Source organism: Microcoleus sp. T3_D1, from assembly GCF_036700405.1.
Classification (GTDB): Bacteria; Cyanobacteriota; Cyanobacteriia; order Cyanobacteriales; family Microcoleaceae; genus Microcoleus.
Genome location: NZ_JAUBOV010000016.1, coordinates 90420 through 111611 on the forward strand (window position 1 = coordinate 90420; position 21192 = coordinate 111611).

16 protein-coding genes are annotated in these 21192 nt (G+C 47.1%); 7 read left to right on the forward strand and 9 right to left on the reverse strand.

Annotated features, from left to right (window positions below; translation table 11 throughout):
• The first annotated feature begins 210 nt into the window (after window positions 1-210).
• From QT992_RS09995 to QT992_RS10005, 3 genes are all read left to right on the forward strand, one after another.
• Complete coding sequence (locus QT992_RS09995; protein ID WP_039887172.1) at window positions 211-327, forward strand: photosystem II reaction center protein I; 117 nt, start codon at window positions 211-213, stop codon at window positions 325-327.
• Window positions 328-634: 307 nt separating this feature from the next.
• The gene (locus QT992_RS10000) at window positions 635-3166 is read left to right on the forward strand and encodes a DUF3769 domain-containing protein (protein WP_333335754.1); all 2532 of its coding nucleotides are present in this window, start codon (window positions 635-637) and stop codon (window positions 3164-3166) included.
• Window positions 3167-3276: 110 nt separating this feature from the next.
• Window positions 3277-3948 carry a hypothetical protein gene (locus tag QT992_RS10005; RefSeq protein ID WP_333319064.1) on the forward strand — a complete coding sequence of 224 codons (672 nt, stop codon included), beginning with the start codon at window positions 3277-3279 and terminating at the stop codon, window positions 3946-3948.
• Between the two features lie 137 nt (window positions 3949-4085).
• On the opposite strand, the gene QT992_RS10010 is transcribed toward QT992_RS10005, so the two are convergent.
• Complete coding sequence (locus tag QT992_RS10010; protein WP_333140287.1) at window positions 4086-4601, reverse strand: phycobiliprotein lyase; 516 nt, start codon at window positions 4599-4601, stop codon at window positions 4086-4088.
• A 706-nt stretch (window positions 4602-5307) separates the two neighbouring features.
• On the opposite strand from QT992_RS10010, the gene QT992_RS10015 reads away from it, so the two are divergent.
• Window positions 5308-7539: a beta-propeller domain-containing protein gene (locus QT992_RS10015; protein WP_333335751.1), complete on the forward strand. Its 2232-nt coding sequence runs from the start codon at window positions 5308-5310 to the stop codon at window positions 7537-7539.
• A gap of 106 nt (window positions 7540-7645) precedes the next feature.
• On the opposite strand, the gene QT992_RS10020 is transcribed toward QT992_RS10015, so the two are convergent.
• The 6 genes from QT992_RS10020 to QT992_RS10045 all read right to left on the reverse strand — a co-directional run bounded on the left by QT992_RS10020 (window position 7646) and on the right by QT992_RS10045 (window position 14047).
• Window positions 7646-8341, reverse strand: a complete 696-nt coding sequence (locus QT992_RS10020; RefSeq protein WP_333319069.1) for a Uma2 family endonuclease — start codon at window positions 8339-8341, stop codon at window positions 7646-7648.
• Complete coding sequence (locus QT992_RS10025) at window positions 8335-8475, reverse strand: hypothetical protein (RefSeq protein ID WP_333319070.1); 141 nt, start codon at window positions 8473-8475, stop codon at window positions 8335-8337. Before QT992_RS10025 ends, QT992_RS10020 begins: the two co-directional genes overlap by 7 nt.
• Complete coding sequence (locus tag QT992_RS10030) at window positions 8457-9509, reverse strand: WG repeat-containing protein (protein ID WP_333319072.1); 1053 nt, start codon at window positions 9507-9509, stop codon at window positions 8457-8459. Before QT992_RS10030 ends, QT992_RS10025 begins: the two co-directional genes overlap by 19 nt.
• A gap of 150 nt (window positions 9510-9659) precedes the next feature.
• The gene (locus tag QT992_RS10035) at window positions 9660-11069 is read right to left on the reverse strand and encodes a heterodisulfide reductase-related iron-sulfur binding cluster (RefSeq protein WP_333335747.1); all 1410 of its coding nucleotides are present in this window, start codon (window positions 11067-11069) and stop codon (window positions 9660-9662) included.
• Window positions 11070-11295: 226 nt separating this feature from the next.
• The gene (locus tag QT992_RS10040) at window positions 11296-12486 is read right to left on the reverse strand and encodes a transposase (RefSeq protein WP_333335744.1); all 1191 of its coding nucleotides are present in this window, start codon (window positions 12484-12486) and stop codon (window positions 11296-11298) included.
• A gap of 97 nt (window positions 12487-12583) precedes the next feature.
• Window positions 12584-14047 carry an FAD-binding oxidoreductase gene (locus QT992_RS10045; RefSeq protein WP_333335742.1) on the reverse strand — a complete coding sequence of 488 codons (1464 nt, stop codon included), beginning with the start codon at window positions 14045-14047 and terminating at the stop codon, window positions 12584-12586.
• Between the two features lie 96 nt (window positions 14048-14143).
• Between QT992_RS10045 and QT992_RS10050 the strand changes: the two genes are divergently transcribed.
• The 3 genes from QT992_RS10050 to QT992_RS10060 all read left to right on the forward strand — a co-directional run bounded on the left by QT992_RS10050 (window position 14144) and on the right by QT992_RS10060 (window position 17636).
• The gene (locus tag QT992_RS10050; RefSeq protein ID WP_333335739.1) at window positions 14144-15607 is read left to right on the forward strand and encodes an ATPase domain-containing protein; all 1464 of its coding nucleotides are present in this window, start codon (window positions 14144-14146) and stop codon (window positions 15605-15607) included.
• A 500-nt stretch (window positions 15608-16107) separates the two neighbouring features.
• The gene (locus tag QT992_RS10055) at window positions 16108-16479 is read left to right on the forward strand and encodes a response regulator (protein WP_333319080.1); all 372 of its coding nucleotides are present in this window, start codon (window positions 16108-16110) and stop codon (window positions 16477-16479) included.
• Window positions 16476-17636 carry an ATP-binding protein gene (locus QT992_RS10060; RefSeq protein WP_333319082.1) on the forward strand — a complete coding sequence of 387 codons (1161 nt, stop codon included), beginning with the start codon at window positions 16476-16478 and terminating at the stop codon, window positions 17634-17636. The genes QT992_RS10055 and QT992_RS10060 overlap by 4 nt, the downstream gene beginning before the upstream one ends.
• A 492-nt stretch (window positions 17637-18128) precedes the next feature.
• On the opposite strand, the gene QT992_RS10065 is transcribed toward QT992_RS10060, so the two are convergent.
• Both QT992_RS10065 and QT992_RS10070 read right to left on the reverse strand, forming a co-directional pair.
• Window positions 18129-19661: an MFS transporter gene (locus QT992_RS10065; protein ID WP_333335736.1), complete on the reverse strand. Its 1533-nt coding sequence runs from the start codon at window positions 19659-19661 to the stop codon at window positions 18129-18131.
• A gap of 534 nt (window positions 19662-20195) precedes the next feature.
• On the reverse strand, window positions 20196-21192 hold a 997-nt coding region (locus QT992_RS10070), incomplete at its 5' end, for a DALR anticodon-binding domain-containing protein (RefSeq protein WP_333335733.1).

Here is a 21192-nt window from a genome sequence, read left to right on the forward strand (position 1 = left end):
TGGCCACATCAGACAAGATTTAAAAACCTACCCCCGGACTGGGGGAAAGTCTACGCCCAAAACATTCACAGAGGAGATATGACTACGCACTTAGGTGCAAACGTGGTCAGCCTGGGAACCCTAGAAATAGGGGTATTAAGGCAGTAATGTATTAAGAATCCTCACGCCTTCAGGCTGAGGACTGTCAAGCCATCTTTGGAGACTCCCACAGTGCTAACCCTCAAAATCGTCGTTAATGTAGTTGTTTTATTTTTTGTTTCCCTGTTCATATTTGGATTTTTGTCCAATGACCCAGCGCGGAACCCCAACCGCAGAGACATGGAATAAACAAGTTATCTCGGCCGCTTGCTGAGGGGCACGCCACCGCAGCCCCCCAGCAAGCCCGCAAACCCGCAAAAATTAGTCGAAAAAAACTTGACCTCGCACCAGCAGCGAGGTTATCTTGTGGCGGAAGCAAGTTCTCAAATCAGCCCTATTCCGGCGCGCCAAAGCCACTGCAAATTTCAGATGTCAGATTAATCTCTAAAAAGTTGCCTTTTAGATGCAAAATATTCAATAATTTGCACCCTATAAAATCTAAAATCTAAAATCTAAAATCTAAAATCTAAAATCGGATGACTTACCTGTTGTAACTATGCCCTATCCGGTACCGCCGCCCGAACCCTCTGCCATCATCTACATCGCAAAGCAAAAAAAAGTCGCCCTCACTGTCGCGGCCGGCGATGGAGACACCCGCAGCAACCCCGCAGAAATACCGGAACCAAGCCCAGATATCGTTCAGCTAGAACCCACACCAGCCCCAGCAGAACCCGCAGCCACACTCCTCGGCACTACCCCAGCCACCGACCAGCCTCCAGAAATCGCCGACCCCCTAGCGGAAGTCGAAAGCGGCGAGGCAGTGGTGGGATTTCAGGGGCAGACCCCTGTGGGAGAACGCCAAACAGCAGAAACTCCGAAAGATTCCTCGTTTACAGCTTACCAATTGGGTTCAGTAGAAAATGCCATTGCCATTCGGAATCGGGAACGAACCGCAGAGGCCCAGAGAAAACAGGAGAGAAATCTTGTAGGAAAGCAGGAAAGTTGGTATCAGGCCCAAGGCCGGCAGTTAGAAGATAACTCACCCCAACCTGCTGAAATTCCCGTTCCCGAACCCGCGCTAGAACCAGCACCCAGCGGGCAACAGGAGTTCGAGATTCCCGCACCAGCAACCACCCCCGCACCCAGAACCCCCCCTGCGCCGACACCGAAACCTAAACCAGCCGCGCCGCCGGGAGTCCGCACCGCCCCTTCTGGGCGGACGGTGCCTTTTCCGGTGACTCCGGCCGATACTATCGAAGTTAAGGCCGACAGCCAAGAATTCGACGATAAGCAGCAAATTGTCACGGCGGTTGGTAATGTCGTCGTGCGGTTCCGGCAAACTGTGATTGATGCCGATCGGGCGATCGTCAACTTAGTCACCCGCCAAGTGGTAGCATCCGGCAATGTCGCCTATACCCGCGGCCAACAAGTAGTACGCGGCCAGCGGATGGAGTTCAATCTCGGCCTCAACAGCGGCGCAGTCGAACAAGCCAGGGGCGAAATATTCCTGCCCGCAGCAGGTAGCGAATTGACTCCAACACTGCCTACAGATATTAGTGCTGGGACGATTCTCGAACAGCCGCTGAGCGATCGAATTACCAGCCAGCAGCCCCTGCGCCGAGTCAGATCCCCCGGCGCAGCTACAGTGACTATCGGCGGCGGCGGACAGCTAGCAGCCCCCCAAGTGGTCGGCGCGGTCAACCGCATCCGCTTTGAAGCAGAACGCATCGAACTGCTGCCAGACGGCGCGAGGGTAGCAACCAACATTCGGCTTACTAACGACCCGTTTTCCCCCCCGGAATTTGAATACAGGGCCCGGAGGGCGACGATTAGAAGGATTTCGCCCACGGCTGAGGAATTGGTCACAACTAAACCCCGCTTGGTGTTCGACAACCGGGTGAAAATACCCGTGTATCCCCGCAGGCAAGTGTTTGACAGCAGGCAGCAAAACGGCCCGTGTTTGACCTTTGGCTACGACGGAGGCGAGCGCGGCGGTTTGTATGCCGAGTGCGGTTTTGAGGTGTTGCAAAATGGGCCGGTGCGGCTGACTCTGACACCCCAAATTTACCTGCAGCGGGTTGTGGAAAAGCACGGTGGCAATCCGTTTTTTCCCGATAGCTACGGGCTGAAAGCGAGGTTGGGCGCTAGTCTGGGCCCGCGCACCAGCCTGGACGGATCGGCAATCTTTCTGAGTTTTGAAAATTTCCCGAATTTGCCGGAAAACAGCTTTCGGGGCAATTTGCGCCTGCGACAGTCGATCGGCACTCACACTCTGGCCGCAGAATACAGTTATCGCGATCGGCTGTTTAACGGTTCTCTGGGCTATCAAACCGTCCAGAGTAGCCTGGGGGCCGTCCTCACTTCCCCAGTCATCCCACTCGGACGCACCGGCCTCAATCTCAGCTACCAAGCTGGTTATCAATTTATCAATGCTGACACCGATCGACCAGACTTGCTCGAACCAGTGCGGGAAAACAACCGCATCGATCTGGGCCGTTCCCAACTCAGCTTTGCCTTGAGCCGCAGCTTCAGCTTGTGGGAGGGCGAACCGCTGCCCCGCACTCCCACCCAGGGTTTGAGGTATACGCGGTCGCCGGTGGTTCCTTTCTTGCAACTGGCCTTGGGACTCCGGGGAGTTGGTACTTATTACAGCAGTGGCGATCGACAAAATTCCCTCGCCGGCAGCGTCGGCATTCAAGGGCAGTTCGGTCATTTCTCCCGCCCTTTCCTCGATTACACTGGGTTTAACGTGACTTATACCCAGGTGGGGCGCGACGGTATCTCGCCGTTTTTATTCGATCGCTTAGTAGATTTGAGAGTCCTGTCTTTTGGACTTGTCCAGCAAGTTTACGGAGGCTTTCGAGTTGGATTTCAAAGTGCTATTAATTTAGAAAGTGCGGAAACAATCAGTACGAATTACACCTTAGAATACAGCCGCCGCAGCTACGCAATTATTTTGCGTTTTAACCCTGAGCGTCAAGTCGGCAGCCTGACTTTTAGAATTAGCGACTTCAACTGGAATGGGACTCCCCAACCTTTTTCCGGGGACGCGCGAACTGTAGAAGGAGGAGTGCGTTTATCCGATTAATTCAATTGGTCATTGGGAATTGGTCATTGGGAATTGGTCATTGGGAATTTGGAACCAACAGAAAACAGTCAACAGAAAACAGTCAACAGTCAACAGTCAACAGACAACACATGACAGAAGTGACCGCAATATCTGCACAAGCAGCGGCTCTGCTGGTTCACTACGGTTTTGACCTAGGTGGCAAAAAAGCCGAGAAATTGGCGGGTGAATGGCTAACCAAGTATCCCGGCTATTGGCTGCGTTTAGCAGTGGTTGAAGCGCTTTATCAAGGCCGCTACAAGGCTGTTTCTGTGGGACAGCTATTGAGTATGTGGCACCGGATAGGTGAACCTCTCTATCATTTCAATCGCGAGTTTGAACGCTTGGTCTGCAACAATTTTCCTCAAAATTTAACCGGGGAAAGTGGTGCTCAACTGCCGCCGGAGGATATACTTTTCTCCAACCCGGAATCGCAAGTTGGTGTCGCCGAGTTAGATTTGCGATTGCCGTCAGAGGCGCAACTTGATGTGGCGCTTCATGCAGAAGCCGCGAACACAGAGGCCCAGGAAACAGGAAAATTGCCCGCAGCCGACGATCGCACAAAAGAAAATACAGAATTTGTAGTATATGAAGATGTGGCTGTTACCGCCCTCGCCGATCGAGCCGAAGCCGAGCAAAAATTAGCTGACAAACCTGTGGCAAAATCATTCCCAGTTGTCAAACACACTGATTTTCATACCAAGTTAAAAGCCATTGCCAGAGAAGGCCGAAGAAAGAAGGGAGAAAGCAGAAATAGAGTGTAAACTTTGGGAACTATAGCCTTTCTCAGTAACATGAGGCGATCGTAGGGCATAGGCCTCCGTGGGCATAGGCCTCCGTGGGCATAGGACAAAGCCCCCATACCTCACAACGCTTGAGAACCGCTATAGATAGTTATTTTTCACTTTTCATTTGGGGCACTTACTCCCATCCGAATTTCCGAACAAAAAGAAGCTTGTTCCGTACCGTTAGCTTGCTTAACAACGCTAGTCCGCAGCCGCAAATTGGGCATGAGATACCACAGCCTTTCTTCCGCATGGAGGGTGTCTGATTCTGTAATCAATGTCAGCACGTCGTCGCCCATCACGTAGCGGCTGTTACCCTTGTCTTGCAACACTTTGCCAACGCTTGGATTGTCGGGATTTGGTACGATCGCTAGTATTGTAGAACCGATTTGTTTAGCTTTGTCGCGATCGGGAATACCGTCCCAACTAATCCGAACGCTAGTTAGCTTAGTTGAATCCGGGTTAATCGAGTGTTGTTGGCAAAGTTTGACGACTGCTGCATCGCTAGCTGTCAGTATTTCTATTTTGAGGTCGGATTTACCCGCCTGCAATTCCCCAGAATTGAGATTGTGTACGGTACGCTGAGAAAACCATTTACCTGCACTTAACTCGAAAAACTCGATAACATCCATGAAATTTGTCTCTAAGTCAATACTGCTTTATTTGCGATCGTGACTTGCGCGCTATGGAGTCAGAAACCCGGTTTCTTCCTGCGTACTAGCGGCCAAACCAATGATTTTGTCTAGAAACCCGGTTTAAGAGTGCAAGTCCTTTTCTATATTTTAGAGGAAGGGGGCGCACCTGCAAAGCTTTCTGAGAGCTTTGGGCGAAACAGATTGCAAATGCTGTTGAGGTACGAAACCCAACCAGGGGGACATCTGGCTCGCTGATGCGGCCGACTTGACAGAAAATTAGAGCATCCGCCATCATATTTCGTTATAAAAAGTCTTTTTCGCACTTTAAATAGGATTGCGATAGCTGAAAATTTTTAGCTTTGAGAGTGTTTCTCTATCGACCATCCTCGCCCCAATACCAGCTATGTTAAGAAAAGCAACGATATATCTGAGCTTTTGTCGATCGATATGTAAATTGGGCGTTGCTGAGTTTAATTATATTGGTGGCGATTTATTGTAATCGCACTGCTTGAAAATTCTCAAAGCAGACTCCGACTAAAAAACAAGCAATTCATCGAACCATCACCAAACCGAGGACAGCAAGCCCATAGCACATAGCATTCAAATATGTCATGCTAAGTCTAAGAGAAAAGATTCTCGATCGGGCTTTTCGGTAGGGTGCAGCTAGCGATCGCATACATTTAAAGAACACATCCGTAAATTTATGACCGAGTTTAAACAAGGGCTGGATAAAATGCAGCCCGCAGAACAGACGCACTACCTGGGAACCCTGCCAAGTCACCTAGCAGCGACTTCAGACTCCGAAAAATTATACAGCTTACTAACAGATTACAATTTTATAAAAGCCAAGCTGTCAGCATCGGGAATACAGGCGCTAATAGAAGATTACGATTTAGCAACAAGTCCCGATATTATTATCTCAGATCAAAAAGCCGACCAACTCAAATTAATCCAAGAAGCAATTCGGCTGTCTGCCCACATTCTAGCCGCAGATAAAAGCCAACTAGCCCCCCAACTAATAGCCCGCTTGATGCGCTTTGAAAGTCCAGAAATTCAAGCCCTGCTAGCACAGACACAACACCAAACAACCCCCTGGCTGCGACCGCTAACGCCCAGCTTTACCCCTCCCGGCGGGAGATTGTTGCGTACCCTCACCGGACATACAGACTGGGTACAAGGTGTAGCAATTACCCCCGACGGCAAGCGGGCAATTTCTGCGTCCTCCGACCACACTCTCAAAATTTGGCACTTAGAAACAGGAGAAGAACTTTTCACCCTCAAAGGTCATCTTACCTACGTCAATGCTGTAGCTGTCACCCCCGACGGTACTAAAGTAATTTCCGGTTCTTGGGACAATACCATTAAAATTTGGGATTTAGAAACGGGACAAGAAATATTTACTTTTGCCGGCGATACTTTTGCCGTAGAAGCAGTAGCAGTAACTCCCGACGGCAAGCGAGTAATTTCTGGTTCTTGGGATGGCAGTATTAAAGTTTGGGATTTGACAAGCAGGGAAGTAACTTTTAACTTCAAAGGTCACAGCAGTTTTGTCCAGTCCGTAGCAGTAACTCCTGATAGCAAACGGTTAATTTCCGGGTCAGGCGACAACAGCATAAAAGTCTGGAACTTAGAAACCGGAAAAGAACTTTTTACTCTCACGGGTCATGCAGACTGGGTAAAAAGTGTAGCCGTTACTCCCGACGGCGAACAAATAATTTCCGGCAGTTACGACGGAACTGTTCAAGTCTGGAGTTTGTCAGAAAGAAAGCAACTTTTTACTTTAGGAAAACACAGCAGTTTCGTTCAAGCTGTGGCAGTCAGTCCCGACGGCAAACGGGTAATTTCCGCTTCCGGCGACAAAACGCTGAAAGTTTGGAATCTGGAAACAAAAGAAGAACTTTTCACTTTTACCAATCACATCGCCCCAGTGAATGCTGTGGCTGTTACCCCCGACGGCCAGCGGATAGTTTCTGGTTCCTCTGACAAAACTCTCAAAGTTTGGCACTTAGAAGTAGGCAAAGAAAATTTATCATTTGCAGGTCACGATGACTGGGTAAATGCTGTAGCAGTGACGGCAGACGGTACAAAAGCAATTTCAGGTTCAGGAGACAACAGCATTAAAGTCTGGAATCTCCAAAACGGACAGGAAATTTTAACTATTTCGGGACATCAAGATTGGGTAAAAGCGATCGCAATTACACCGGATAGCAAGCGAGTAGTTTCGGGTTCCGGCGACAAAACTGTGAAAGTTTGGGATATAGAAACCGGAAAGGAAATCTTTACTTTTACGGGTCATACAGACTGGGTAAATTCTGTGGCAGTGACGGCAGACGGAACGATGGCGATTTCCGGTTCGGGAGACAAAACTATTAAAGTTTGGAATCTAGAAACAGGAGAGGAACTTTTTACTTTTTCAGGTCATGAGGACGGGATAAAAGCTGTGGCAGTTACTCCCGACAGCAAGCGGGTTATTTCGGCTTCCGGCGACAAAACTCTGAAAGTTTGGAGTTTGGGGAAAGAAAAGAATATTTTGGCAATTTTATGGAATTTAGCCGTCAAAAATCTACTCTTCACTCTCAAAGGTCATGAGAGTTTTGTGAATGCTGTGGCAGTTACGGCGGATGGCAAATGGGCGATTTCAGGAGGGCGGGAACACACTTTGAAAGTTTGGAATTTGTCAAGTAGAAAAGAAGTTTTTACTTTGGCAGGTCATGACGATGCGGTAACATCTGTGGCGGCTGTGGGAAATAGGGCAATTTCTGTTTCGGACGACAATACTCTCAAAGTTTGGGATTTGTTAAGTCGAGAAGTAGTTGCTAGTTTCAGGGGAGATAGTGCTTTGAAAGCTTGCGCTATTGCACCTGATGGGGTGACAATCGTGGTGGCGGAAGCTTCGGGACAGGTGCATTTTTTGAGGTTGGAAGAGGGGAAATAGTCATTAGTCATTAGTCCTTAGTTATTAGTCATTAGTTATTAGTCATTATGCCGATCGCACTTTTGCTAAAATTTAAAAGTGCGATCGGTCTTTTCCCCAATCTAGTTTACAATTGTTCCGGGTCAATCCCCATCGATCGCAGTCTTTCTGCCAGTACAGCAGCCCGCTGTTCGGCTTGTTCTGCCCGCAGTCGTTCTTGTTCTGCCCGCTGTTCGGCTTGTTCCAAGCTGCGAGAAACCTCCTCATAACTTGTAAACGGTTCGCCGTCAGGGCGATAAATTTGTAACTCTTCACCCGACAAATCAAAGCGAATTCCGAGTCTGGGGCTGACCCAATTTTCGATCGCATCAATTACGTCCAAACGCCCCTGCGAACGCATCCAACCGCTAAAATCGTTGCGTTCCGGGTCGTACAGGTAATATTCCTCTACCCCGTGGCGATCGTAAAATACCTGTTTTTTATTCATTTCTGTTAGCCTGTTACCGGGAGAAAGAATTTCAAACACTACTTGCGGCGCGATATTTTCTTCTTCCCACTGCTTGTAAGAACCCCTATCTCCTTGCGGTCTGCCCAATACTACCATCACATCCGGGCCGATAGAAGTTTTGTTATCTCCTTCAACAGGATACCACAGCAAATTTCCGGCGACAAATACATTCGGGTCGTCCGCAAATAGCCACGCTAAATTTTGTTGGATGATGAGTATCCAGCGAAATTGTTTAGTATTGTCTGACATCGGTAGACCGTCGCTGTCGGGGTAAATTACATCAGGTTTTTGAGGAGACTTGAGTTGAGTTACCATAACTGTTGTCCGGGGTTAGGGACTGTTGAATTTAATTTTAGCTTGTGGGAAATGTCAGAAGTGCGATCGAGCTTGTGGGAAAGGTGAGAAGTGCGATCGCTTTTAGGTAAATTCCTCACTTTGTCGGCTTCCAAACAAACTTTCCGATCTTGTCAATATAGCCTTGCAAATCTTCAATCTCCACTGCAGCCAGCCCTTCTAAGAATTCCCAGCCCAAATCAAACTGTGGCGAGATTACTATTTTTCCCGTTTTGTCAATATAGCCCCACTTGTCACCAATTTTTACAGATGCCAGCCCTTCAGAGAAATTTTTAGTCTCGTCAAACTGTGGTGAGATTACCATCTTTCCTGTTTTGTCGATATAGCCCCAATTATCACCAATCTTTATAGATGCCAGCCCTTCAGAAAACTCCAAAGCATCTTTAAACTGCTGAGGGATAACAAACTTTCCTGTTTTGTCGATATAGCCCATCTTGCCGTCAATCTCAACTGCGGCTAACCCTTCAGAGAAGTCCATAGCAACATCAAAGTTTTCAGAAATAACTATTTTACCCATCTTGTCTATAAAGACAACTCTGTCATCAACTTGCACTTGAGCCAGCCCTTCAGAGAAATCGTAAGCATCATTCAATTCGATTGCGATCGCTATTTTCCCCACCTTGTCTATATACCCGTATTTCGAGCCAATCTTTACCCTTGCCAGCCCTTCAGAAAAATCTTTAGCATCATCAAATTGAGGCTTTATTAATATTTTCCCTGTTTTGTCGATATAGCCCCATTTGGAACCATTTGTTAACTTTACCTTGGCCAGCCCTTCCGAAAAGTCCCAAACTTCATCAAACTGTGGGGGGATAACAATCTTCCCTGTCTTGTCGATAAAACCCCACTTAGAATCGATTACGACTACTGCCAGACCTTCGGTAAAGCCCCAAGTAAACTCATATTGGGGTTCGATAACGATCTTGCCTGTCTTGTCAATAAAGCCGTACTTTTTATTGCGAACAATTGGAAAAAGCGAGATCGACTCTTGCTTCTCTTCCGACGATGAAGATGAAATTGACGCTTGAACAAACGGCTGGGGGCGATACAAAGCTGCTGTTGACTCCTGCTGCGAAAAAGTTGAACCCGAAACAGCCAGACAGAAAAAGCTAGAAATAACTCTTTTCATTTTTCCCGATCCATTTCTCAATACAATAGCCTATTCCTATTCCTCTTGCTCTCTTTTCTCTTCCTCTGCGCCCTCTGCGCCCTCTGCGGTGCATTAAAAAAAATCTCATTCAGCAGCGAAAATAGGGCAGACACCGCCCGCCCTACAAAACTACTTCCTCAGCAACTTCACCCCGCGAATCGAATAATCCAAAAGCTCGATCGGGTGCATCAAAGTAACTGCCTTTCCCTGCAACTCCAAATGCTTCTTAATTTGCAAAGAACAACCCGGATTAGAAGAAGCAATCAACTCCGCCCCAGTATTGAGCAAATTCTCCACCTTTTGCACTCCCAATTCATCAGCAATCTCCGGCTGAAGCATATTGTAAACCCCCGCACTCCCGCAGCACAAAGCCGCATCAATCGGTTCTTTTAACTTCACCCCAGGGATTTGTTGCAGCAACTGACGCGGCTGCAAACTAATCTTTTGCCCGTGCAACAAATGACAAGCATCCTGATAAACAATTGTCAAATCTCCCTCAATCAAAGGATTGAGTTTCGCCGTAATTCCCGCACTTGCCAAAAACTCTTGCACGTCCTTAACATTAGCAGCAAATTTTTCAGCTTTCTCCCGATATTGCGGGTCATCTGCTAAAATGTGACCGTATTCTTTCAAAGTGTGGCCGCACCCAGCAGCGTTGATAATCACAAAATCAACACCAGTATTTTCAAAGCTATCAATCATTTGTCTCGCCAAAGCTTTCGCCTGTTGGGCTTGCCCTTGGTGTTCCGGCAAAGCAGCACAGCATCCCTGACTTTTAGGAATCACAACCTCGCAACCGTTAGCCGTCAAAACTCGCACCGTAGCTTCATTAACTGGCGAAAATAACAGCCGCTGCACACAGCCTAAAATCACGCCGACTCGATAGCGTTTTTCACCTTGTGCGGGAATTACCTCTGGTAAATTATCCCGGAAAGAATCGACAGTAACTTTCGGCAAAATTGATTCCATCGCCGCCAAGCGGGGAAATACTTTTTTCAGCAAACCTGTTTTGCGGACAAGTTTTGGCAGTCCTAATTTTTGATAAATAAACAGGGGTACAAGCAAAGGCCGCAATCTGTGAGGATAAGGGAAGAGATTAAAAATCAGAGTCCGAATTACATTGTCGGAAAAAGTGCGTTCCTGATTTCTAGTAACTTGGTGGCGAGTGGCGGAAATTAACTTGTCGTATTGAACTCCTGAAGGGCAAGTTGTAACGCAGGCCAAACAGCCCAAACAAGTATCGAAATGCTGTGAGGTTGCTTCGTTTAAAGGTGCGTCGCCTTCGTTAATTGCATCCATTAAATAAATGCGGCCTCTAGGCGAATCCATTTCTTTGCCAAGTACGCGATAACTCGGACAAGTTGACAAACAAAAGCCGCAGTGTACGCAAGTATCGATTAATTTCGGATCGGGCGGATTGTTGGCGTCGAAACCTGGGATTTCGAGGGTTGCTAAGTGGGGATTTTGTGCTAGAAAGTTGCTTTCTTTGGCGGGTTTTAAATCGTCGCTGGGAACTTGAGATTTTTCTGAAGTTTGCATATATATATTACCTAATTGTTTTTCTTCGTAGCAATGAATTTAGTCAGTTTAAGGGAATTTATGCAGAAGCTTTATATTTAGGTTTGCAACGCGAAATTTGCCGCTATAAGTAGCGTGTAAAACCACTTTTTACAGAAGTCCTGAACGAATCAAGTCCTGACAACAAACTTTAAACTAAATACCGCTTTTGACACTCCCCAGCCTGAAGGCGTGGGGATTCTTCGATCTACGACATGACTTGCTGATGCAGGATTTCTCCAGCAAAAGTAGAGGACTCATCTCCCAAAGCGTTACTTGGCTCAAGACCAAAGGTTCCGGTATGCCCTACCGTACCCAATCCTCGACTGAGGATGTTTCTAGCTGCATTGAAATCCCGGTCTAAGCTACAACCACACCGACAAACGTGAGTTCTAGTAGATAGTGTTTTCTTGACAATTGCACCGCAGCTAGAGCATTCTTGGCTAGTATATGCTGGGTTCACAGCCACAGTGACTCTTTCAAATACCTTTCCAAAGTATTCAATCCAGACACGGAACTGATACCAAGAAGCATCGTTAATAGACTTAGCCAGACAATGATTTTTCACCATATTTTTAATTCTCAAATCTTCGTAAGCTATCAAGTCGTTTGACTGAACTACGCACCGTGCAAGTTTGATTGCATGGTCTTTACGTTGCCTGCTTATTTTGAGATGGCGTTTTCCTAAAATCTGTCTAACCTTGCCTCTGTTCTTTGAACCTTTTACTTTTCTTGATGTTCGACGTTGGAACCGCTTCAGAACTTTTTCACCTTGACGGAGGAACTTGGGATTTTCAACCATTACCCCATTAGAATCGGTGTAATATTCCTTTAATCCTACGTCTAAGCCAATAGTGTTCCCAGAGGGTTCTATGTTTTCTGTTCGGTCAACATCAACACAAAACTGAACATATATGCCGGAAGCCCGTTTCACCAATCTCACCCGTTTAATTTGGTCGCCTGAGTAAAAATGCAAGTCCCGTGTTCCTTTTAGCTTTAATTTCCCAATTCCTTTTTTGTCGGTAAATTTGATTGATTTACGATCTTCAGCCAATTTCCATCCCGTGGATTTATACTCAACTGAGCGACAATCTTTCTGGAATTGCGGATACCCTTTTTTGCCAGGAGTTCCTTTCTTGCAGTTGTCGTAGAAGCGGCAGATAGCAGACCATGCTCGTTCTGCACTCGCTTGTCTTGCTTGAGAGTTGAGTTCCGAAGCAAACGGAAATTTATGAGCCAGTACCGCACAGTATTTGTTCAAATCGTACTTATCTATTTTTCTGTTGTCCATCCAATAGCGTAAACAGCTATTGCGAACAAATTGGGCTGTACGAATTGCTTCATCAACTGCTGAGAACTGACTCTTATTTCCGTAGGTTTTGAACTCAAAGACTAGCATTGCTTTACCTCCTATTTTATACTAACTTATTTGGCACAAAATAGATGGTATTGCAACAAGGTTTTACAATTAAAGCCTTCCTAAAAGAACGGGGATCTCAACCCAGTTTTCTGATAAAACGATGGGGACTCAAAAGATTTTCCGGGTCAAACTGCTGTTTAATCCGGCGCATTAAATCGATCGCACTTCCAGTATAGCCCCAAACATCTAACTGTTGCTTGAGGTCGGTCGGCGCTGCTAAAACAGTCAGAAAACCGCCTTTCGCTTCGCACCCTCTGCGTACCTGCAACAGCGTGTCTGCAGTCGCAGTCTCAAACCGCAAAACCCCCAAACCGCTGCCTGCATGAATCCAAGCGTCCTGTACCGGCAATTCGTTAATTGCCCTTACAGCTTCCGACGGTCTGATTCCTATTTTGCAAATAATTGCCGACTTTGTGCCAGAATCCCACATTGTTTCTGGCAATCTTTGCCATAACTGATGCTCATCATTTTCGCAGCAGCTAGTGCCTTGCAAACCCAACTTTTCGCCAACTTCCAGCAAGCGGGCTGATTGTTGTTTAACACTTGGGGCGATACTTTGAAATCTGACGATTAATCCCGTGCCCTTTCCTAAGCCTAATTTTGCGACTAATTCAGGTGACAGCAAATCAACGGCACTTGGTGTCAAAGCAGAGGATAATAAGATTTGAGCCGTTTGGGACAAAGCATTAATTTCCCCTGTCAGCACTACGGTTCCCGATGATTCCGGCAGCGGATAAACTCGGAAAGTTACTTGACTGATGACGCCCAATGTGCCGTAAGCACCAGTAAACAGTTTCATCAAGTCGTAACCGGCGACATTTTTAACAACTCGACCTCCGGCTACCGCAATTTTACCGTCCGATCGCACAAAGGTAATTCCCAACAGCAAATCGCGAACCCCGCGATAGCGATGCCGCAAGGAACCCGCATCAGCAGTAGCGACAATGCCGCCCAAAGTTGCCTGTTGCGGATATGCTGGATCGATCGGCAAAAATTGACCTGCTGCAGCTAAAATTTGTTGCAAATCCGCAAACTTCATTCCCGCTTCCGCAGTCACGGTTAAATCGCCCACAGCGTGTTGTACAAGTCGATTGAGGCGCGAAGTGCTGACAGCCACAAGCCCCGCTGCATCCGGGGGATTTGGGCGTGTTTTCAAACCCGGAGATCCCCCTAAATCCCCCTTAAGAAGGGGGACTTTGAGTGAATTCTCCCCCCTTTGTAGGGGCGGTGCCCCCGTGCCCGCCCTGGGCTGGGGGGGATCGGAGTCTAATTTAACTAAACCGCCCCAATCGAGTTTGCTGCCACTGCCACAAGGCAAGACTGCAAAGCGATTTTGCCCGGCCCAAGCAATGACAGCCGCCAGTTCTTCCTGAGTATGGGGGTAAACGGTACAATCTATTTTCGTGTCGGGGGCAACTGCTTTTTCTACTCGTTCTTGCCAAAATACCTCTGTGTACTGTTGCAGACAGATGCCAGCAGTGCCGACAATACTTTCTAATTCTTGTGTGCTAACGTAATTTTCGGTAGAAAAAGATTTCATGAAGGTTATGAGACGCCCGGTAAAAAAATTATCAAAACACTGCCTAAAACCATTAAATATTAATACGGGCCCGATATTCAAAACATGAAGAAACAAATGTCTCAAAACCGAATTTCTCTGGGAATTACCGGTCTCAACGAAGTGATTGGCGGTGGCCTAATTCCTCAACGCTCTTATTTGGTGCGCGGCGGCCCCGGTACTGGGAAGACTACACTGGGCTTTCACTTTTTGACCGCAGGTGTGGCTTTGGGAGAAAAACCCCTGTTCATTACTTTAGGAGAACCGGAAGCCCAACTGCGCGCCAATGCTCAATGGCTCGGTTTTGACATCGAAGCGATGCCGTTCCTCGATTTGAGCCCATCCTCAGAATTTTTTACCCAAGTTCAGACTTATGACATTTTTTCCGCCTCCGAGGTGGAGCGAGAACCGACTACACAAAAGATTATCGAGCGAGTCGAAGCTGTCAAGCCACAACGGGTGTTTTTGGACGCAATCACTCAATTTCGCTACTTAGCTGCGGATGAGTTTCAGTTTCGCAAGCAAGTTCTGTCTTTTCTGCGGTTTTTGGTGGAAGGGGGGGCGACGGTGGTGTTTACCTCCGAAGGCACTTCAAGTGCTCCCGATGACGATTTGCAATTCATCAGCGACGGGGTAATTTACTTGGAACTGCGCCCTGAAGGACGCGCCCTGTCTGTCACCAAGCTGCGAGGCTCTAACTTCCGCAGCGGCCGCCATTCGCTGCGCCTGACTCAGGCTGGTATGGAGGTATTTCCGCGACTGCTTCCAGACAACTATCAACAGGATTTTGTTGCGGAAACGATTTCTTCTGGGGTTCCAGAAATTGACGAACTACTGCACGGGGGACTGGAACGGGGGACTGTGACGGTGATTAGCGGGCCTAGCGGCGTTGGTAAAACGACGGTGGGGATTCAGTTTATGAAGGAAGCAGCAGGAAGGGGGGAGCGATCGGTAGTTTACATTTTTGAGGAGTCAACTTCTACTCTGCTGCAGCGCTGCGAATCAGTTAACATCCCGGTTGGGGCGATGATGGGGCAAGGAAGTCTTTCGGTGATACCCGTGGAACCTTTGCTGTACTCGCCGGATCAGTTTGCCTGTATGGTTCGCAAGGAGGTGGAGCAGCAAAAGACGCGGATTGTGATGCTTGACAGTATTTCTGGCTATCAGCTTTCGATGCAGGGGCAAGATTTGGTGAACAATTTGCACGCTTTGTGTAAGTATCTGAAGAATATGGGAGTCACCGTTATCTTGATTAATGAGGTAGAAGCCATTAGCGGAGATTTTCGGCTGACCGAGATCGGAATTAGCTATTTGGCGGATAATCTTCTGTTTATACGCTATCTGGAACGCCAACTGCATAATAGGACAGAAATTCGCAAGGCGATCGGAGTAATTAAAAAACGAGTCAGCAATTTCGAGAGAACTCTGCGAGAACTCGAGATTACTCGCTACGGCATCAAAGTCAGCAAACCGATACGGGGGCTGCGCGGCATTTTGGGTTCGGCGCCGGTGTGGAGTGAGGGGGGAGCGGAGGAAGATTGAATCGGGGTTTGTCCTGCTGTTTCTGGGCAAGTGCAGCTAATTTTGCAGCCGTGAATCTACTAATGAGTAGGGGGCGCACCTCACCACTAGCAGTAGTTCGCGCACCGCACCTGCGCCCAGGAGCCTCAGTCTTGGAAAAGTTAAATATAGCAGATTCCATGTTTATGAAGTACACCCCGATATCGAGCGAGTACCGGTTAGACACGGCGCCGTGTCCAAGGAGTGACAACAAACACGTTAAACCGATAGTCCGGCAGGGAATGAATTCCCTGCCTCAAAGCTCAAGTCCTCGCTATGAGGACTGAAAACTCATCAGTCCTCATAGCGAAGACTTCAGCTATTAGGCAGGGGTTTCAACCCCTGCCGGATTATGAGTTGTACCTTAAGTTGACACTCCTTGGGCTTTTGGAGTGTCCCTACAAGAGCTAAAATTGTGTATTTTACTACTTTTAATAGCTCGCCGAAAAGCAAGCTAAACCTTATTCACAGGAAGCTGATAAATGACTGGCAACTCAATAATTTTAGCCGTAGACCGCAATCAGCGCAACTTGGAACTTTTAGCACAGTTTCTCAACAAAGAAGGATACCAGATGATCGCGGCTTATAACTTTGAAGATGTTGCACAAGCTATCAGTCAGCCTGCTAGGATCGGGATGGCTTTAGTAGATATTTCTGGTTTCGATGGCCGGATTTGGGACTGCTGCGAACAACTGCGAAATCACCAAATTCCTTTTTTGATACTCTCGCCCAAACAAAGCGCTGCCATTCAGCACGAAAGCCTCTGCCACGGGGCTCGGAATATGTTGGTAAAACCTTTGATCGTTAGAGATTTGCTGGGAATTGTGCACAGCTTGCTAGGAGAACGTGCGTGAGTCAAATTTTATTGCTTGTCGAACAGAAAGAAAATCGCCGATTGTTATTAGAATGGCTAGCAGTTTACTATGAGGTATTGTTGCCAAACTCAACAGAAAATAGTGAGGATTTTTTACCATTTAATCAATCTTTTGACCTGGCGATAATTGACGGTCTTGCCCTGAAACGCCACTGGCAATGGGTTGCCGCCCAAAAACAGGCAGAACACCCGGTATGCTTGCCTTTCCTTTTGATTACATCCCGCTCGGATGTAGGGATGGCAACGCAATTTATTTGGCAAAGTATTGACGATTTGATTATCGCTCCGATCGAGAAGATTGAATTGCAAGCGCGGGTGGAGATTTTGCTGCGATCGCGCCAGTTGTCTTTAACTCTCAAATTGTCGCACGACCAACTCGATCGCACTTTGCAAACCGCCCAAGAGCTCAATGAGATGAAAACATCTTTGCTGTACATGATTGCCCATGATGTTCGCAATCCTTTGAATTTCATCATCGGCACTACGCAACTTCTTAGCAAGTACAAGTTGACATTAACAGATGAGAAAAAACAAGAACTTCTAGACAAAACTCAAGCAGCGGCAAAAGGCATAGATTTGTTATTAGATGATGTTTTGCTGCTGGGGCGTGTTGAGTCAGGACAAGCCGGGTTTTGCTTGCTACCGCTAGACTTAGCAAAGTTTTGTAATGAGTTGGTAGTGGAATTTCAGAGCAGCCTGAAGTTGAAACCTCAAGCTGATCGGGTGACGCTGATTTTTGTGAATCACAGTCAATCGGCGATGGCGTCTTTGGAGGTAAGCTTGCTCAGGCGCATTCTGGGCAATTTGCTCTCAAATGCTATTAAGTATTCTCCCCCTAATACCGAAGTCATCTTTGAATTAAAAGTTACTGAAACCGAGGCTATTTTTTCGGTACAGGATGCAGGAATTGGCATACCTGTCGCAGACCAAGGACGGCTGTTTGATTCCTTTTACCGGGCTAAAAATGTCGGTCGAATTCCCGGTACTGGACTGGGGCTGAGCATTGTTAAAAAATGCGTGGACTTGCACGGTGGCGAAATTACTTTGATCAGTGAAGAAGGCGTCGGCAGTACATTTACAGTAACGCTGCCGATCGCACAACCTGGAAAAAATCAAATCTCGCCTGCAACGCCTTAAACTAGATGCAGGCATTATATTGGGATATTCATCGATGAATTTGACCGCCGGGTGAGGCTATACGTGGTAGTGTGACCCTGAGATGTATCCTCAAAAAACTGAATAAAACTCTCGCTATTTTACAACGCCAGAATGTGAAGAACCATTAACAGCCGCTGGTCAACTGATGAAATTGAGCATCGTCGTTCCAGGAGCGATCGACGAGCGGGAGAATTGGCGATCGTTCGTCAAAGCTCGATCGCCCTCGTAAAAAATGTTGAACGCACCCAGAAATAATTAGATACTATACAAAACTTATCCCGATATTCCCGACTTTATATTTCTGAAAAAAAGGGGCAAAACCACCGTCACATCTTAGATGATCTGAGGAGTATTTTAACAGTTTAAAAATGGTCGATCAACTCTTTTATGAATTATTGTCGGACTCTTTTTAATGAGCGAGTAGTTAGAGAGTTGGTTGCTGCCGGCGTCTTATACTCTTGTGCCGTAAAATCAATCCACCGTTGAAGATCGATCGCCTGAGCTTTCAGACCCAGAGTCCAACTGTTCCACTATTAATGGTTGAAACCTGATGTCTCCAGGTTCAATTGGCACTTTTCTCCACCAAGCTGGCAACAAGAGCAGCCAAAACTTACCCAAAGACACAGAACGCTGCTCGCCAACAAAAACTAAGGGCAGGAGAGCCGCCACTCGTAAGACGGCTGAGAGGGCAAACACCCCTGGCAAGCCACCGAGATTGGTCAAAGTGGCGATAAAGCCACCAAGGGTGATTCCCATTGCCCCAGTGACACCAGGAACCGCGGCCGCGATCGCAAAGTATATGGACTGATTCAACAGTGGTGTCACCGACATCATGAGATTACCACTGCACAAGTCGATCGCCGCCCACGTTGCACCGCCGATGATGTGCAACAGCGGGAACCACACCCATAGGAAAATTGGAGACGTTCCAGCTTCTAGCCAGAGCAGAGGGGTCAGAGCCACCAAGATTCCCACTACTATCATGATCGGGCGGTTCCCAACCCGGTCAGCCAGTTTGCCCCAAAAAACCAGCATCAGTAAGTTAGCACCCGCTCCTAAGCTGTTGTAGAGCGTTACCACACTGACATCTATACTTAGGTTATCCAGCAGATAGAGGTTAAAAAAGGGCGCGCTGACGTTAACGGCAAAGCTCCATACAGCAGAGTAAAGCAAAAACTTTAAAAAATTGGCTTCCTTGAGAAAGCTAAAAATTGTCCCTATGGATGATTTTTCGCCTCTATCTGAATGCGTGACGTGTAGAAGCTTTGGATTCACATCGGTCATAAAGAACTGACAACCTAGACTGATGATGCCAAGCACAATTCCTAAAACCAAGATGGCACTGTAACCTTGGAGCCTTCCACCGGGCCAGTTCGATACCACTAGAGCCAGCAACGGCACACCAATGAGATTCGTCAAGCTGACAGCACTATTGCGAAAGCCAAAATACCGCCCGCGCAACCGCTGAGGTACTAAAACCGCCAACCAGCTCAAGAAGGAAGCACGACCTAAAGATTCTAAGACTTGAGTTACCCAGATGATTGCCAATGTCAACTGCACTAGCTGATGTCCAGCGAGCTGAAATGAGCCTCCCAACCAAATGGCTGGCACGATAATCAGCCACAGCAGTCGCGACAGTCCGAAAATCCAGATGGAATACCAGTGGCGGCTCTGCAGTCGGTCTCCTATATAAGCTCCGAACGGTTGGAGCAGATTTACCAGTTGAGGAATGGAGGCGAGCATACCAATTTCGACTGGGCCAGCCCCCAAATCCAGCAAGAAATTACTGAGCAACGCGCCGCCGATGATGCTGTAAAAAAGCGTAGCGAAGACACTCTCCAAAGTTAGCGATCTGAGGCTTAACCGAGTTTCCGGTTTGGAAAGTTTTAGAGGCGGATTGGTCAGAAGTACCGTCTCTAATAAGGCTATATCCTCTTGGATTTCCTGAAGAGGGAGAGGATTCGTTCCCACTAAGGTGTTATCTTCTTCTTGTGTTTCGAGCATACTGGATAGCCAATAGATGAGCTGCTACGCAGCTTAATTGTATAATATAAGATTAAGTATTTTAAGGAACACAGCCATAGATGCAAGCTAAAAATCAATACGGTTGTTAAAACTATTTATTCCGGGCGAGATCCCTTGCAGCATCCCCCTTCTTAAGGGGGACGCAAGAGTAAGTTCTTATCCCACCCCCTACTCCCCTTGAGAAGGGGGAGTAGGGGGCAAGCTAAGGGGGGATCGAGCTTAACTGAACCGTATTGAGCTAAAAGTTATCGCTCTAAAAAGCAAAAAGAAAGATTACTTAAATAAATTAGAGAAAATAAGAATGCCCAAATTAGAGAATAATTATTAAGTGCCTTATTAATAATTAATCCATAAATAGCTAAGTTTTTATAAATTTCCTAGGCGACAGTAGCTTACTTGGTGCTTCAGGGTGAACCAGATAAAATAGAGATATTTTCAGAGGGAATAAGTCAAGGTAACTTTCGGAAACCCGCCTCTTAGTATGAATAAAGGTTGCTAAAAATGAGAACCAAATCAAAGTTCTAAAGGAGCAAGGGCGTTCAAGAACTCTTCTAGGATAAATCGCAGCAAAGATTGAGTTGCTAATATTAAACCCAATCGAGCTTGGGCGAGTTTTGGCTGTTCGATTTTAACTTCTCCCCAAATTCGGCACTGGCTGTAAAAAATCTGAAATGCTTCGCTCAAACTATTGGCTAAGTTGAAATAATTGACAGGTTTATCGCGGTTTTTCACGTCAAAAGTAGGATATAAATTGTCTAGCACTGTTAACAGTTGCGATATTAAACGGCGTTCTGCTGGATGCACTAACCGCAGTCGATCGCCCTCGTCAATCCAAGGGATAGGATTTGGACTCGCCAGCGACCAAATTTGCGGCGCTGTAGCGACATCCGGCTGCGCGATCAAAATTATGCGATCGCGGTGGGCCATTCGCAGCAGGGAACAGCAGCGCGCGTGGCTGTACTGAATCGGAAACAGTCGATCGGCTGACACAACAGGAGATAATATTCGAGATTTTGGAAGTGGGAGGTTCGTTTGAGCTAAACGCTGCAACCAGACGGCTAAACCTGCATCAGTCAACTCCATCTCGATAATTCCCCCCGGCGCGACTTTAACGGCGAAATCCGGGTAGCACAGCGGTTCGAGTGTTTCGGCCAACTGTGCCGCGATTGTCTGCGGTGTCTGCTGCCAAGTTTTAGCCAATTTCAGGGCGATCGCAGACACGTACAGCACCCGCGCGCTATCTTTACTCCGATTTAACGGAAATATTGCACCATTCTCAATTACTTGTTTAGGAACAGGCAAGATGCCTGTTCCACAATAAAATTCATCTTTTGTGGAACGGGCATCTTGCCCGTTCTTGAGAATGGTGCAAGATTTAAGATTTAACGGAAATATTGCACCATTCTCAATTACTTGTTTAGGAACAGGCATCTTGCCTGTTCCACAATAAAATTCATCTTTTGTGGAACGGGCATCTTGCCCGTTCTTGAGAATGGTGCAAGATTTAAGA

Bases quoted from the DNA above. Each gene is read 5' to 3' on its own strand.
- QT992_RS10000 (WP_333335754.1), top strand. From the start codon at position 635: ATGCCCTATCCGGTACCGCCGCCCGAACCCTCTGCCATCATCTACATC.
- QT992_RS10020 (WP_333319069.1), bottom strand. From the start codon at position 8,341: ATGGTAACTCAACTCAAGTCTCCTCAAAAACCTGATGTAATTTACCCC.
- QT992_RS10035 (WP_333335747.1), bottom strand. From the start codon at position 11,069: ATGCAAACTTCAGAAAAATCTCAAGTTCCCAGCGACGATTTAAAACCC.
- QT992_RS10010 (WP_333140287.1), bottom strand. From the start codon at position 4,601: ATGGATGTTATCGAGTTTTTCGAGTTAAGTGCAGGTAAATGGTTTTCT.
- QT992_RS10015 (WP_333335751.1), top strand. From the start codon at position 5,308: ATGACCGAGTTTAAACAAGGGCTGGATAAAATGCAGCCCGCAGAACAG.
- QT992_RS10045 (WP_333335742.1), bottom strand. From the start codon at position 14,047: ATGAAATCTTTTTCTACCGAAAATTACGTTAGCACACAAGAATTAGAA.
- QT992_RS10065 (WP_333335736.1), bottom strand. From the start codon at position 19,661: ATGCTCGAAACACAAGAAGAAGATAACACCTTAGTGGGAACGAATCCT.
- QT992_RS10055 (WP_333319080.1), top strand. From the start codon at position 16,108: ATGACTGGCAACTCAATAATTTTAGCCGTAGACCGCAATCAGCGCAAC.
- QT992_RS10030 (WP_333319072.1), bottom strand. From the start codon at position 9,509: ATGAAAAGAGTTATTTCTAGCTTTTTCTGTCTGGCTGTTTCGGGTTCA.
- QT992_RS10040 (WP_333335744.1), bottom strand. From the start codon at position 12,486: ATGCTAGTCTTTGAGTTCAAAACCTACGGAAATAAGAGTCAGTTCTCA.
- QT992_RS10005 (WP_333319064.1), top strand. From the start codon at position 3,277: ATGACAGAAGTGACCGCAATATCTGCACAAGCAGCGGCTCTGCTGGTT.
- QT992_RS10050 (WP_333335739.1), top strand. From the start codon at position 14,144: ATGTCTCAAAACCGAATTTCTCTGGGAATTACCGGTCTCAACGAAGTG.